This window comes from Nostoc sp. DSM 114159 (assembly GCF_053470285.1).
The window spans coordinates 5740552-5754190 of sequence record NZ_JBPFEH010000001.1 but is presented as its reverse complement, the minus strand read 5'-3'; the positions used below and the strand labels follow the sequence as shown (position 1 = coordinate 5754190).

Below are 13639 nucleotides of genomic sequence, written 5' to 3'. Positions count from 1 at the left end.
CTTCTCCTTTTATGCAGCTAGCTAAAGGATTATTCCCAAAATCAGCTAGAAAATGTGACGCCGATAGCGAGTCTTCTTCCAAGGGCGATAGCAGCATTAGCGAGTTATCGAGCGTCACAGATCGTCTTAGACCTCGCTCAACACCTAAATTATGCATCGGAAAAATACACATCTAAACCTCGTCTACCTTGAGAACCGTAGTTTTGTAGTTTTGTAGTTTTGTAGGTTGGGTGCAGCGATAGCGTAACCCAACATAAATCAGGTAGTAATGTTGGGTTGCGTTTCACTCCACCCAACCTACATAAATATATCTTTTAATATTTTTTAAAAAACTCTAGGTTTCAACATAGATGAGGTTTAATCAGTTAGTTGCTGCAAATCTATCTAAAGTAGTAAAACTGAGTTTTAACAAATGTTCAATGTTAAAATTTTCTGAACTATGAATTATGACTTCTATTTATTAAGTTTTTAAATTAATTCCCTTTAGTATATAAGTCATCATTTCACCTTTACCTTTCACTTTAATTAAACCTCGTTTTTCCAATAAATATTTATCCTTTAAAAGTTGATAAGTTGCTTCACAAACCTGGATACTACCTGCAATACCATGTGATTCCATTCTACTAGCTATATTGACTGTATCTCCCCAGAGGTCGTAGGCAAACTTTTTCAGCCCAATCACCCCTGCAACTACTGGCCCTGTACTAATGCCAATACGAATGCTAAAGGATTGGTTATTTTCTTCGTTAAAAGTAGCTACAGCATTTTGCATATCCAAAGCGATGTCAGCTATTGCTGGAGCATGATTGTTAGATTGATTTGGCAACCCCGCAACAGCCATATACGCATCGCCAATGGTCTTAATTTTCTCTACCCCATGACGTTCTGCTAATTGGTCAAACAGACAGAATATTGTATTTAATAACTCGACTAATTCCGCCGGGGAGGTATGAGATGAAAGCTCTGTAAAGCCAACAATATCAGCAAATAGCACCGTAACTTCCAGAAAGTTATCGGCAATAGTTGCTGGCTGTTGTTTTAATTGTTCTGCAATCATCTCTGGCAAAATATTTAGTAGCAGCCGTTCAGATTTATGCTGCGCTAGTTCCATTGCCTTACTAGCGTAAAATTCTTTTTTTCGTAATCGTTCGTATAAATAAACAGAGAAAACACAAATTATGCAAGTCCAAAATAAATATAATCCTTGCTCAATATAAAAAGCTAAGGGATTTTTCAAGATAGGATTATATACAATATATAAAGTTAAATAGCAAAGTATTGTGCCGATTTGAGATATTAAATGCATCCACCATTGGACTGGAATGATTGTAGCTTGAGTGATAAACATCAAAGTCCAAATATGGCTTCTCGGTTCTAAATTATTGAACAGCAAAGCTATATCAATTTGGACAACACAAGTTACAGACCAGCACAAACTTAAAAAAATTAAATCAGGATAACGGCGACCGATAGAAGTTTTGCATAAACCCCAACAAATAAGAGTGAATAATTCTACTACAAGACCAATTTTAAAGGCGTATATCTTGCCTTCTAATTGTGAATTTACCCAAAGAAAAAAAGCAATTAAAGTCAAGCCAGCTATTAATATAATCTGCGCCTGCAATTGCAACCGTTTCAGCAAAAAGCTCTGTCGCTGTTCTTTGTAGGATTCGGACAGGTTATTGTTGGTTTGCCGATAGGACATTCCATGACTAATGAGCGCATCTAGTTGGGTTTTGTCGGAGTTAGTTGGATGAATCATGCACTTTTTGCGTTATTAGTAATCAAAGGAGTGGGGGGATAAGGGAGATAAGAGAGAATAACTTTTAACTCCTAACTCCTAACTCCTAACTCTTAACTCCTCACTCAGCACTCAGCACTCTCAAATGGCTCGTACCCCTACATTAAATTTTGATCGTGGCACATTAATTTTGCATCCACCACCACGCGGTAAAGGTTGGATGGACTATGCTACGTGGGATGATAGAGTTGAAAAATTCCGCATCCCAGCAATTAGATACCGATCGCTAGTGGAAGCACTACAAGCGGAAGATGTGAATTTTATCGATGAGGCCAAGCAATTTTATCCTGTAGATTTGGTTCCTACTCTGGAAATGGAACCCTATCCCCACCAGACTGAGGCGCTAGCGGCTTGGAAACTGGCGGGTAGGCAAGGGGTGGTTGTGCTTCCCACAGCGGCGGGAAAGACTTATTTGGCGCAAATGGCGATGCAATCAACGCCACGCACGACGCTGATTGTAGTGCCAACTTTGGATTTGATGCATCAGTGGTATGCACATTTAGTAGCGGCTTTCCCCGATGCTGAGGTGGGATTACTGGGAGGTGGTTCGCGGGATCGAACGGCAATTTTAGTTGCAACTTACGATAGTGCCGCAATTCACGCTGAGACGTTGGGAAATCAATATGGATTGATTGTTTTTGATGAATGTCATCATTTACCAACAGATTTTAATCGAGTAATTGCAGAATATGCGATCGCACCTTATCGCCTGGGACTCTCCGCGACACCGGAACGTACTGATGGCAAGCACGCTGACTTAAATATCCTCATTGGTCAAGAAGTATATCGCAAACGCGCTGAAGATTTGGCAGGAAAGGCGTTAGCAGAGCATGAAATTGTCCAAATTAAGGTAAAGTTATCGCAACTTGAACGGGAAAGATACAACCAGTTAATTCAAACTCGCAACGACTTTTTGAAGCAATCAAAGATTTCTTTGGGAAGTTTGCAAGGTTGGCAAATGTTCGTGCAAATGAGTGCGCGATCGCAATCTGGACGTAGGGCAATGTTAGCGCATCGAGAAGCGAAAGATATTGCTTTGGGTACTGATGGAAAGTTGCGAATTCTGATTAATTTATTAGCAGAACATTATCCATCACGAATTTTGATTTTTACTGCGGATAATGCGACGGTTTACCGCATTTCTCAAGAGTTGCTGATTCCGGCAATTACTCATCAAACTCCTGTGAAAGAACGGCATGAGATATTAACCAAGTTTCGAGAGGGTAAATATAATACTTTGGTTGCTTCTCATGTGTTAAATGAAGGTGTTGATGTCCCGGCGGCAACTGTTGCAATTATTTTATCGGGGACTGGTTCGGCTAGGGAGTATACTCAGCGATTGGGTAGGGTTTTACGGAAGGGTAATATTGAGAATAAACAGGCGATTTTATATGAGGTAGTGGCGGAGGATACGAGTGAGGAGGGGACTTCGGCTAGGAGAAGAGGACAAGGGGACAAGGAGACAAGGGGACAAGGGGAGAAGAAAGGGAATTTGCAGGTTGTCTATGGGAGTGGGAAGGAACGGAGTTTGAAGGCGGCGGAACAGTTAGAAATTAATTATTCAATCCAAAATCCAAAATCTAAAATCCAAAATTCAGATGTTACCGACAGACTTACTGATGCATCGCCAAAACGGGGAGGAGATCATTCCGAAGAGACTGAAGATTGATCGAGCAACTTCAGATTTGGCGATTGAGTTAATTAATTATTTTCAATCAGCAGTGGGGAAGACTCAAGGTATGCTTGAGCGACAACTGACTGATTTTGAAGGAGATTCTACAGATTATCGGGTGAAGCGGGGGTTAGCTTATATTCTCAAAAGCAGTTTTTGTACTTTTGAGGTAGTTAGTCCGCTGGAACCACAGATGTTAAGAGAACGGGTATTTTCGTTGTCTGCAAAGTCTGTTGCTAGTCGAGAATCAACCCAAGTTACTTTGAGTAAAATTGCTGATGAGTTAACTCAAGAACTTGAGCGGGAAGTTTTATTAGAACAGGTTCGGAATGGATTATATGCTGATTTATCTGAGAATAAGATTTTGACAGTGTTTGATGCACCAACAGCGCCAGATTTATTAAATAGATATAACTTATCTCAGGTGCAAGGTGTGTTTTATAAAGCCAGTCAACTGGTGTTAAATGCTCACCGGAATGTTCCGGGAGAATATAAGTTGTTATTTCGCTATTTAAAGTTGTTTCAATTAATGGCTTATATTGAAGGTGATGCTGACCACGGGTTTACAATTACCATTGACGGGCCGACGAGTTTGTTTAATCCTAGTACGCGATATGGGTTAGCGATCGCTAAACTTATTCCGGCTTTACTTCACGTTACTAAATGGAGTCTTTCTTCGATTCTGCAAACCCGTGACCCTTATACAAATACCTGGAAAACTGGACGTTTTACTCTTAATTCTGAATGTGGTTTAGTATCTCACTATCCACCAGGTAAGCCCTACGATAGTATGTTAGAAGCATCTTTTGCTGATAAATGGGATGCATTGAAAAGTGGTTGGGCTTTAGAGCGAGAAGTTGATTTAATACCAATTCCTGGTAGTGTGATGATTCCTGATTTTCGCTTGGTACATTCTGATGGACGTACTTTTTTATTAGAAATTGTTGGTTATTGGCGACCAGAATATTTACAAAAGAAGTTTTCTCAGGTGCGGCGGGCTGGGCGTGATGATTTAATTTTGGCAATTTCTGAGCGACTTAATTTAGAGAAAGCGGGAGTAAAATTAAATGATGTCCCCGCCAGAATTGTTTGGTTTAAAGATAAGTTATTGCCAAAAGCTGTGTTAGCTGTGATGGATTGAACAAGGAAAAATGACTGGGAAAATCATAACTAATTTATGTGGAGATGATATTATTTTTTAAACCCAAAATGTAACTTTTACTGATTGATTTGGCAATAAACGCGGATCTTCTCCACGAGATATAGCTGCGATAATTGACTCCACAAATATATGAATTGTGTCCGCAGGTGTATTATAAAATTGTGTCCCGTATTTAGCGATCGCTTCTCCTTGAATACCTAAAATTTCCACGTCTTGACGGATAATATGTTGAGCAGTCCACCGCACAAAGGGACGCGCTAACTTATTCCAAATACCGTAGTTATAGGTGACATCGGTGTAAACCAGGGTTGAATTATCGGTTTCTGGAATAGATTGACTGGTAATGAATAAATGGCGATTGCGTACCATTTTATACTCTACAGAGGTAATATTTGGCATATAAAAGCGATCGCTATGTTTAATCTCTGCATTCTGCAAATTCAGAAAACGGCTGTACCATCCCAAATTAGTGTTTTCGTTGCGATACTCCACCAAAACCGAACCATTGCAGCGTTCTACAGTCATCTCTAACTTTTGTTGGCGGGAAGTACGGAAAACCCCAGGATGAACAAAAGCCGTATGGGGAATATCAATAAAGTTCTCTGCACAATTAGTCACATTGTTCGCAAAACGGTTAATTACCCGCACCGTCTCCCATCCGGTTTGTTGGTAGTGAGGCATAGAAAAGGGTTCAAGATCGACGCTTGGGGCATCAGCTAACCGCACATAAATATAGCCATCTTGTTCTTTGGTAGCGTAACACTTGGCTCGACGCTGTGGGGAAGGTTTGAAATCATCTCCCTCGGCTGGAACTGCAACAACATTCCCAGCGCCGTCATATACCCAACCATGATAGGGACATTGCAAAGCACCATCACAGATTTTACCTGTAGATAGACGGCTATTGCGGTGTAAACAGCGATCGCGCAAAGCTACGGGTTGTCCATCTTCACCCCGAAATATCGCTAACCATTCTCCTAAAATGCTACGTGATAATACCTTGTTAGGTTGTAGTTGGTTGCTGAGTGCGACAATATACCAAAAGTCTGCGAATTGCATAGTGGGTGAGAGCGATCGTATTTAAATTATGGCAATGTCTTGAGTAGAACTGCATTGCTGTATATTATTGTCAGGTAGTTGATGAGTTTTCAGCGAGGAGTTTCAAGAGGTAGCGTGTACAAAAACTCACTAATCTGTATAGGTGATGGCGATAACATCGGTGATGTAATTGATTTTTATCTACTTTCAGACAATCTTGAAGAAGCTAGTCAGTTTTCGTCCAAAGTAAAAGTAACTCTTGAAAATATAGCGGAACTAGCAGAGAGGGAAATTCATGCTTCTTTAGTTTACGTTGCTGGTGATGATATATGTTTCACTGTTTCAGCAGATTTAAATATAATTGAAATTCTGACTTACTATTCATATTTTTTTCTTAAAGAAACTGGAAAAACAATGTCATTTGGCATTGGTAGTACATCAGTTGAGGCATTAATTTCTTTAAGAAAAGCAAAAGTATCAGGTAAGGGATGCGTAATTAGTTTTGGCGGGGGTCAGAATTGAAAGCACTATATATTTTTGTAACTACTGATAGACCAGATCAATATGTTAATTCAATTGTCCGTTGTATTGAGGAAGGCACAAAGAAGATCATATTTGTTCAGGTTGAAGATAGTCAAACTGAACAAGTTAAACTAAATTTGTTGCGAACAAATGTTTATAACTTAATTCAGAACCTTTCAACAGGTTGTTACAAGTACTACATTGGCGATCGCAAAGATACAGTTATCTCCCTTGATACTGTTTACAATCCCGATGAATTTTCTAGATTGAAAGCAAAGTATAGCTTTTGTTTATCAGATAGTATCGATTGGGAAGTTGCAAGAATTCAATATCTCGACTTAAGACAATACATATCATCACTGAAAAAAAATAAAGACTTAATTATTGATGTTACAGCAGTATCCAAAGTTTATATAGGAGATATATTTGCTTGTTCTTTACTTGAAAATATTAAGAGTTTATATACGTTTGAATTATTAGTAAAGCCTGATTTTGATAAGCCTTGGAAAACACTTATTCATGAATTAGAAGATAGTAAAAAATATAAATATACTAATTTAGTCTCAACACCGATATTTAAGGAGAGTACTAAATCAGTCTTGATCAGAACAACTCCTTTGTTGATTTCGATATTTGGTACTGTTTTATTTATAGGCTTAACACTTGCAGCCATTTCTATTCTTGGTTTCAGTAGTGTGTTTGCACAAGCTATGAGTACTGTCGGAACGGTATTGGGAATTATTTCATTTTTCCTCATTTACTTTCCTATACGTACTTAAAAGATTACATAAAAATATTCACCATTTGGCAGCCCAAAGCAGGGAAATATCGTATTTATTGAACATTGAATCGGCACTGACAATCGTCATTTCTTCTATCTGAGCCTGTGCAATCAACATTCTGTCAAAAGGATCTCGATGATGCAACCGTAAAGCAGCCGCTTGTAAAGCATGAGACGCTGTAATTTCCAGCGATCGTACTCGCAACTGTGCCATCCGACTAGAAATATAACTATCTAAAGGATCTGGCAGTGGCAACTTGCCGATAGCAACTTTTATACCTATTTCCCAAATACTGGCAACTGATAACCATAATTCATTGTTTTCATCAGCAATGTGTGCGATCGCCTCCTCATTCAAACGCTCTGGTTGGGCAAACCACCATAACCAGCACTGCGTATCTAGCAAAAGTTTCACTCCTCACCGCCGTCAAATGCTACCAACATCTCATCCGGTAAAGGAGCATTAAAGTCCTCTGGCACTACAAAACGCCCTTTATCCTGTCCTAAACTATCGCGGCGATTTGATGAGGTGCGAAACGGAACCAACTTGGCAACAGGAATGCCTCTGTCAGAAATAATGATTTCCTCTCCATGTTCTACCCGCAACAAAAGCTGTGAGAGATTTGTTTCAGCTTGATGGATATTTACGGTTTCCATGATTTTATCTAAGTCTCTAAATTGAGTTTAACCAATTCATCTTTCTAGTCTACGAATTTCAACATTACCTGTAACATCAAGCTGACAGGCTAACCGCGTATGAAGATTATTAGGTGCTAATGTCTCTAACATTTCCTGTTCATCAGGTTGAGGAGGAGAAATATCACCAATAACCTCAACCAAACAAGTGCCACAAATACCAGTCCGGCAACCAAACAAGACAGGTGAATTTTGAATTGTGAGATGTTCAGATAAACTTTGATGACATTCCAGAGTGATAGGGATAAAATCACTTCCCGGAAACGATATCTTACAAAAGTCAGCCATAATACGCAACAATTTTACTTAAACAACACTCTCTAATTCCTCTCTGAGCCGGTCACTGAGCGTAGTCGAAGTGCTGCGTCTCTGCGTGAGATAAAAATAAATCCTCTTTATATTCAAAACCTTGAAATGCCTTTTTTTGAGTTGCCAAATATCGAGAAACTGAGTTAGTCGCCATTAGAGACATATCCCGATTACGTTGCCAAAGATAATCAAGCTTTTCAACATACACCTGATAAGATTTCATCGCCTCATGATGAGTTGAAAAACTGCGCTGTAATCCTTCCGATTCTTCTGTAAAACAACGCCGCATCATTTCTTTAGCATCCATGTCACTCATCTCAAAAATTGGCGATCGCAACACCCGATAAATCTTGTTATACAGCGCCGGATCGTACCAAAAAATTCCGTTAATCGCAGCCGAAAAATGGAAATGATCGCGCTGACATCCCAGCAATCCTAAATTAGCAACTAGTTGCTCAAAAGCAGTCGGTGGCTTCAGACAAGTGACAACATCGTGAGATATAATTGTCGAACTATTAAAATGAAAACTTTCATCCATGAAGTGATAATAGGAGACTTTAGCCGGAATTGGAGCAGCTTCAGGATGGGGATGTTTTTGATAATAATTGCTGAGTTTGTGTTGTACTAACTTGCCGTTTAGCGTCCGTACTCCCCGGACTGTAAAATACTGACAAGCCAAAAAAGTATTATTCGCAGAAATCAACCCAAAGTATTGAAGTTGAATTTTTTTCCACCAAGTTTTTAGGGCATTGGTGTCAGCATAAACCATCGTTTCTGTAAAGGGCCCGCGCATGGGGTAGGTAAAGATAAGTTCCCCAAATAACGTTTGTTCCACCTGTTTGGCAATTGTGCGGAAAGCGTTAATGTGCGATCGCTCTTGGGAAGATTCCAAATCTAAGGTATCGCAGATTAAGCGAAAATCTTCTTGAGCATAAAGTCCGGCTGCACTGGTTTGATTGAAAAAGATAGTTGCAATTTCAGCAGAAACAATTTGTGAGTAATAAGCTACCCAGTAAAGTTGGTTCAAAATTATACGCTGATGTTGGCTCGACTGTTCCCATAAAGGTGTACCATATAATAGGGAAAACTCTTCTGGGTTCCAATACTCGTTTTGACAATCCTCATAGCGAAAATTGGTAACTGCTTCATCCATTAAAGCAGTATGGTCTTGCTGTTTATTGCGAGTGTGGTTAATTTGTAATTTGCGATGAATAGTTTTTTCCATATCCGTTTTTATTTCATGCAGAGATAAGATTGAGATTTATTACACACATTGATGGGCGGGGAGTGGTTCAAAGGCTCCGCGTTCTTCTAAATTTTGCAGGATAGACTGGGCTGATGTTCCCCCCATGAGCGATCGCAATATTTGTAATCTTGTTCCACTATGGGTTTCAGTATCTAGTTCTTCTAAAATTTGGATTTTTTGCGATCGCGTCAGATGTCCTTTCACTTGTTCGATTGCTGATAGTACACTTTGCGGTCCCACCTGTACCATAAACAAAAACTGTGCCAATATATCGAGAATTGTTGTTTGACTGAATGCTGAAACAGTAATTTGATTAAACAAGGTGGTTCCTGTAGCGTGATGACGGGATTCAGATTGTAAAAAACTGGCAAAAAGTTCTCCTAAAACTGGATAACGGCATTCTTTAGCTAAACGCCGATAATGGCTTAAACCCCATCCTTCTAAAACAACTTGCAGCACAAACAATAAAACTGTTTTATCTGCACTTTCAACCACTTCTGATAGTAAGCACAAAAACGGATCGTTCGTGCTAGTTACTTCCATTGCTGGGAAAAAATGGCTAATTTGGTGAAGGTGGGTAGCTTCATCAGCCGTAAACAATCCATAAAGCATTCGTTCTTCAACTGTTTCGGCTAAAAGTACCATTTTTGCCATATAGCCAACACCTGCTTTCTCGATGAAATATGATTCTTCTAACAGACTACGGTTGGCAAGTTCTAGAATAGCAGATTGTTCATTAATATTAGATTGTTGAAAAATTTTGACTTGATGTAAGTTCAAAAATTCAGCATCCCAATAATTTAATTGTGGGTAATTAGTATAATTATTCTGATTAGATAAGGCTGCTGTTAATATCCGTCGCAAACGGTCATCAGAATTTGTGTGCGGTAGATTAAAACCGACAATGTTATATTTTGAATCCATGTTCAGGGCTAGGTATTGATAGGGTTTGAATATTTTGATAATTAACAGTTTCCCAAGTTCCCCAGCTTAAAGCTTTCTGGTGATTAACGTGCTGAATAAATTCCAGAATAGATCGATCTGCTTTAGTAGGAGTCTTTAAATCAAACTGAATTGTTTGAAATACCTGTGTATCCCCTTTTGCAAAGTAATTACCAACTTGCTGAGTTAACCATAACAAACCACGATTTAAAACCCATCCCCAAAATCCCGGACGCTTGGGAGTAACAAGAATTGTTTGCCCTTCAGTTTTACCACCTTCAATCATTCGCAGTGTAAATATAATGTAGAAGTGCAGAAAATCTGGCCCTAGCGTCACAGTGCCAGTACTGCCATACCAGTAACACATACTATAAGTAACTTCGTTGCGATATAGAGGACGAATCAGGCGAATTAACCAGGAATCATCCCCTCCCCGTGTAGTGTTGCTGAAGGTAATAGCATTGGGGTTGAGGTTTTGAGAATAAAATATAATCTCTAAAGGTAAATTGTGTACTGTATTGAAATGGTGAGCATCAATCGCATTAATTAGTAAGACATTGGGATGGCAGTTTTTGACAAATCGAGTCCCCAATATATGATCGCAATCTGTTTGTTCTAGTTCTGGTACAAAAGGCAGCAAACTTGGCTTTTCTTCTCCCACCCAAACCCAAATCATGCCGTACTTTTCTGCCGTATGCCAAGTTTTAATGCACACAGGTAGCGGTTTTCCGAGAGAAGGAACATCTACACAAATTCCGCGACTATCATACTTCCAATTATGAAAAAAGCAGCGAATTCCATCACCTTCTACCTTACCTTCTGCTAAATGAGCGCCCATGTGTGGACAATAAGCATCTATAGCTACTACCTGACCACTAACTCCCCGATAAATTGCCAGATTTCTACCTAGCAAAGTTATAGCTTTTACCTGGCCAAGCTTTAATTTTTTTGATGGTAATGTCCAGTACCATCCCTCTATAAATTGTGTTGGATTATTAAAGTTTAAATGTGGGTTGCTAGATGGCATAAAAATTAAATAAGAACACAATCTTGCACAAATTGTAACGATGATTCTGACTTCCACATCCGTTGTCCAGAACGAGTGAGATTGTCATAATTAATTTCAGTTAAACAAACTAATTCATCGCCTAACCGATAGCCAAGATTCTTTTCCTCGAAAAACTGGATATGAGGATTAGTTTGTCGTCCTGATGGAATTTCAATCAACCCTTCCCGTAAAATTTGGGGATGTGGAAACCGGACAATACCAGTTGCTTCTTGATATAAGTTACCATAATATTCCTGTGCCAAATTATCCATTAGATGCTTAACATCAGTAGGTGTTGTGACATCATAACGCGGATAGAAATCTTGCCAAAAAGTAGGGAGAAAACGATAAGTGCGAAAACCAGAGCAGATTAGTAGCCAGTAAAGTTTATTTTCTGCATAATTTTGACGAAGAAAATTAATGGCGGCAATCCAACTACGTGGTAGTGTTGTACTCGACCAAGCACTAGGATCAACAATAGTGTCGCCAGAATACACCACACTAATTTTTTCTCCCAAAAAAGTCTTTTGGGATAACAGCAAAGTTGAAAATCCTTTGAGTGCGTTGGATGTTTCATCTCTCAACAACAAAACCCAGTTTTTGCGCTCTAGATCAATTTCAAAACCATCCCAGGTTATACCTTGAAAGTGATTTTGCAGCAAAGCATACATGGCGGTGCGATCGCTTTGTTGCAAATTTTCAACAGGAATCAGCAAACTCTTCATTGCGCGGAAATTACCTAAACTTGATTTGTATTATATTTAATTAAAACTTTATCGACCATTATGGTAAATTTACGGTGCAATGTGACAGATTCCAGAATGGTTATCTACATTACAATTCTATATTTACATCTTGCACCTTTTAAATCAGAGTTGATGTAAATCACGCACTCTACAAAATAATTAAGATGTATTTAGATTGAGAAACAAAACGCAACATTATCAAAGCTTTTATTGGTTACGCGATCGCTAATCCAGTCTACTATTTTACACCCCTATTTTTTGACCATCGAGACGGTTCTAGCTGATTTACATACTCCATATATTCAGCTAATGGCCGATCGATACTAAGGAGTAAATTCGGATTAAAGCGAATATTATCGTAAATTTTGCCATCTTCATCTCTGAGCATATAGTAAGCCAAGCGAGTACAGAATAGCAAAAACTGACTAAGTAGATACCCTAGAATACCTTGACGTTTTTCAGTTACATAAATCGGTTGAATTCTCGTTTTTCCAGGTGAAATTGGAGTATAAGCATATATCATATACAGTGGCGGAAAAAGCCTGACATCTTTCATCATTGTTAACAAACCAATGCAACCATGAGCATAACGCATTGAATATTGATATGTAGAACCAAGAAATCTTTGACCTAACTTTTCTCTCCAAGTAGTTTGAGGGAATTGTCCCCGCATTGTAAAGTCAATTTGCGTTCCTAATTCACTGCGATGTAGCGACAAATTCATTTTGATGTCTAAATGATGAATTGTTTTTAAATGTTGAGCATCAATACCGTTCATCATACAAATATGATGATGGCAACTTCTGGCAAATGCAATATCAGCTTGTGCAACAATTTCTTTTCCCTTTAATTCATCAAAATCAGCTACTCTCTCTGGTGCTTTAGCATCTGGATAAATCCAGATAAATCCATACTTTTCCTCTGTTGCATAAGCTTGTAATTTAGCTTGAGTAGGAATTTCTGATTGACAGGGAATATTTTGACAAATTCCTGTTTCATCAAATGCCCAATGATGAAATGTACAACGAATCCAATTACCATCAACCTTCCCAATTCCTAAATCTGTCCCCAAATGAGGGCAGTAAGCATCTAAAGCCCGTACTTGCCCATCTTCACCTCTAAAAATGACAATTTTATGACCGCATACTTCTACAGATTTTGCTGTTTTTTTAGGGATTTCATGACTAGCACAGGCAATATACCAACCTTTAGCAATCACATCCCAATTATTGAATACTTTCATAATTGTTTAATAGATAATTATTTAATATTTCTTGTCGTTGGCGAATATCATCTCGATATTTCCCCGTCAAAATTCTAAATAACATTTTACCTAAACAATAAGAAGCCCGCCAAGAAAATACAGCATCTTGTAAATCAATATGGCTACGCTCAAATAAAAAATGTCCAGTTAATCCCAACAATTGAGTTAACGGTAGGCCCAAGAGCAACCAAAAATTTTGCAACTTCCAAGTATAAAAAAGTAAACTGTAAAAAAAGAATATCCCAAAAATGTGTAGAGTAATATTAATTGGATGTTGATGTTTAAGAATAAAAATGTCCCAATAGTTTGTAAAAGGATGATCAAGAATTTGATTATTAATCCGATTTTTTAACTTTTGTTGAGGATTATAATAATTCATGTCAAAACCTTCTAGAATTAATCTTTAGTTTAG

At 38.5% G+C, this 13639-nt stretch carries 16 protein-coding genes; 4 read left to right on the top strand and 12 right to left on the bottom strand.

Annotation, left to right across the window (positions count from 1 at the left end; all coding sequences use genetic code 11):
• Positions 1 to 149 precede the first annotated feature (149 nt).
• Together ACR5KR_RS24100 and ACR5KR_RS24095 are read right to left on the bottom strand one after the other, a co-directional pair.
• Positions 150 to 287: a hypothetical protein gene (locus ACR5KR_RS24100; RefSeq protein WP_448268274.1), complete on the bottom strand. Its 138-nt coding sequence runs from the start codon at positions 285 to 287 to the stop codon at positions 150 to 152.
• A 173-nt stretch (positions 288 to 460) separates the two neighbouring features.
• Complete coding sequence (locus ACR5KR_RS24095; RefSeq protein WP_448268273.1) at positions 461 to 1762, bottom strand: adenylate/guanylate cyclase domain-containing protein; 1302 nt, start codon at positions 1760 to 1762, stop codon at positions 461 to 463.
• A gap of 124 nt (positions 1763 to 1886) precedes the next feature.
• On the opposite strand from ACR5KR_RS24095, the gene ACR5KR_RS24090 reads away from it, so the two are divergent.
• Positions 1887 to 3470: a DEAD/DEAH box helicase gene (locus ACR5KR_RS24090; RefSeq protein ID WP_448268272.1), complete on the top strand. Its 1584-nt coding sequence runs from the start codon at positions 1887 to 1889 to the stop codon at positions 3468 to 3470.
• Entirely contained in the window at positions 3400 to 4614 is a 1215-nt protein-coding gene (locus ACR5KR_RS24085; protein WP_448268271.1) for a DUF790 family protein, read from the top strand. The genes ACR5KR_RS24090 and ACR5KR_RS24085 overlap by 71 nt, the downstream gene beginning before the upstream one ends.
• Before the next feature lie 57 nt (positions 4615 to 4671).
• Here the strand turns inward: ACR5KR_RS24085 and ACR5KR_RS24080 are convergent, their stop codons facing one another.
• Complete coding sequence (locus ACR5KR_RS24080) at positions 4672 to 5694, bottom strand: aromatic ring-hydroxylating dioxygenase subunit alpha (protein ID WP_448268270.1); 1023 nt, start codon at positions 5692 to 5694, stop codon at positions 4672 to 4674.
• Between the two features lie 81 nt (positions 5695 to 5775).
• On the opposite strand from ACR5KR_RS24080, the gene ACR5KR_RS24075 reads away from it, so the two are divergent.
• Both ACR5KR_RS24075 and ACR5KR_RS24070 read left to right on the top strand, forming a co-directional pair.
• Positions 5776 to 6195, top strand: coding sequence for a mCpol domain-containing protein (locus ACR5KR_RS24075; protein ID WP_448268269.1), 420 nt, complete (start codon positions 5776 to 5778; stop codon positions 6193 to 6195).
• On the top strand, positions 6192 to 6974 hold the full coding sequence (locus tag ACR5KR_RS24070) for a hypothetical protein (RefSeq protein ID WP_448268268.1): 783 nt from the start codon (positions 6192 to 6194) through the stop codon (positions 6972 to 6974). The genes ACR5KR_RS24075 and ACR5KR_RS24070 overlap by 4 nt, the downstream gene beginning before the upstream one ends.
• Before the next feature lie 18 nt (positions 6975 to 6992).
• Here ACR5KR_RS24070 and ACR5KR_RS24065 read toward each other — a convergent pair whose 3' ends face one another.
• From ACR5KR_RS24065 to ACR5KR_RS24025, 9 genes are all read right to left on the bottom strand, one after another.
• On the bottom strand, positions 6993 to 7391 hold the full coding sequence (locus ACR5KR_RS24065) for a type II toxin-antitoxin system VapC family toxin (protein WP_448268267.1): 399 nt from the start codon (positions 7389 to 7391) through the stop codon (positions 6993 to 6995).
• Positions 7388 to 7633 (bottom strand): type II toxin-antitoxin system Phd/YefM family antitoxin, encoded by a 246-nt coding sequence (locus ACR5KR_RS24060; RefSeq protein ID WP_448268266.1) that lies wholly within the window; start codon positions 7631 to 7633, stop codon positions 7388 to 7390. Before ACR5KR_RS24060 ends, ACR5KR_RS24065 begins: the two co-directional genes overlap by 4 nt.
• Before the next feature lie 36 nt (positions 7634 to 7669).
• The gene (locus ACR5KR_RS24055) at positions 7670 to 7960 is read right to left on the bottom strand and encodes a 2Fe-2S iron-sulfur cluster-binding protein (RefSeq protein WP_448268265.1); all 291 of its coding nucleotides are present in this window, start codon (positions 7958 to 7960) and stop codon (positions 7670 to 7672) included.
• 52 nt (positions 7961 to 8012) lie between these two features.
• Positions 8013 to 9206, bottom strand: a complete 1194-nt coding sequence (locus ACR5KR_RS24050; protein ID WP_448268263.1) for a P-aminobenzoate N-oxygenase AurF — start codon at positions 9204 to 9206, stop codon at positions 8013 to 8015.
• A 39-nt stretch (positions 9207 to 9245) separates the two neighbouring features.
• Positions 9246 to 10151, bottom strand: coding sequence for a ferritin-like domain-containing protein (locus ACR5KR_RS24045; protein ID WP_448268262.1), 906 nt, complete (start codon positions 10149 to 10151; stop codon positions 9246 to 9248).
• Positions 10135 to 11196, bottom strand: coding sequence for an aromatic ring-hydroxylating dioxygenase subunit alpha (locus ACR5KR_RS24040; protein ID WP_448268261.1), 1062 nt, complete (start codon positions 11194 to 11196; stop codon positions 10135 to 10137). Before ACR5KR_RS24040 ends, ACR5KR_RS24045 begins: the two co-directional genes overlap by 17 nt.
• A 5-nt stretch (positions 11197 to 11201) precedes the next feature.
• A complete protein-coding gene (locus tag ACR5KR_RS24035; protein WP_445630154.1) occupies positions 11202 to 11942 on the bottom strand; it encodes a hypothetical protein in 741 nt (246 codons plus the stop codon).
• A gap of 259 nt (positions 11943 to 12201) precedes the next feature.
• Entirely contained in the window at positions 12202 to 13206 is a 1005-nt protein-coding gene (locus ACR5KR_RS24030) for a Rieske 2Fe-2S domain-containing protein (protein WP_448268260.1), read from the bottom strand.
• Entirely contained in the window at positions 13190 to 13606 is a 417-nt protein-coding gene (locus ACR5KR_RS24025) for an Mpo1-like protein (RefSeq protein ID WP_448268259.1), read from the bottom strand. Before ACR5KR_RS24025 ends, ACR5KR_RS24030 begins: the two co-directional genes overlap by 17 nt.
• Positions 13607 to 13639 lie beyond the last annotated feature (33 nt).

Excerpts from the sequence above, each read along its gene's own strand:
- ACR5KR_RS24085 (WP_448268271.1), top strand. The coding sequence starts at position 3,400 with ATGTTACCGACAGACTTACTGATGCATCGCCAAAACGGGGAGGAGATC.
- ACR5KR_RS24025 (WP_448268259.1), bottom strand. The coding sequence starts at position 13,606 with ATGAATTATTATAATCCTCAACAAAAGTTAAAAAATCGGATTAATAAT.
- ACR5KR_RS24060 (WP_448268266.1), bottom strand. The coding sequence starts at position 7,633 with ATGGAAACCGTAAATATCCATCAAGCTGAAACAAATCTCTCACAGCTT.
- ACR5KR_RS24030 (WP_448268260.1), bottom strand. The coding sequence starts at position 13,206 with ATGAAAGTATTCAATAATTGGGATGTGATTGCTAAAGGTTGGTATATT.
- ACR5KR_RS24045 (WP_448268262.1), bottom strand. The coding sequence starts at position 10,151 with ATGGATTCAAAATATAACATTGTCGGTTTTAATCTACCGCACACAAAT.
- ACR5KR_RS24095 (WP_448268273.1), bottom strand. The coding sequence starts at position 1,762 with ATGATTCATCCAACTAACTCCGACAAAACCCAACTAGATGCGCTCATT.
- ACR5KR_RS24050 (WP_448268263.1), bottom strand. The coding sequence starts at position 9,206 with ATGGAAAAAACTATTCATCGCAAATTACAAATTAACCACACTCGCAAT.
- ACR5KR_RS24035 (WP_445630154.1), bottom strand. The coding sequence starts at position 11,942 with ATGAAGAGTTTGCTGATTCCTGTTGAAAATTTGCAACAAAGCGATCGC.
- ACR5KR_RS24075 (WP_448268269.1), top strand. The coding sequence starts at position 5,776 with ATGAGTTTTCAGCGAGGAGTTTCAAGAGGTAGCGTGTACAAAAACTCA.
- ACR5KR_RS24040 (WP_448268261.1), bottom strand. The coding sequence starts at position 11,196 with ATGCCATCTAGCAACCCACATTTAAACTTTAATAATCCAACACAATTT.
- ACR5KR_RS24080 (WP_448268270.1), bottom strand. The coding sequence starts at position 5,694 with ATGCAATTCGCAGACTTTTGGTATATTGTCGCACTCAGCAACCAACTA.
- ACR5KR_RS24055 (WP_448268265.1), bottom strand. The coding sequence starts at position 7,960 with ATGGCTGACTTTTGTAAGATATCGTTTCCGGGAAGTGATTTTATCCCT.
- ACR5KR_RS24090 (WP_448268272.1), top strand. The coding sequence starts at position 1,887 with ATGGCTCGTACCCCTACATTAAATTTTGATCGTGGCACATTAATTTTG.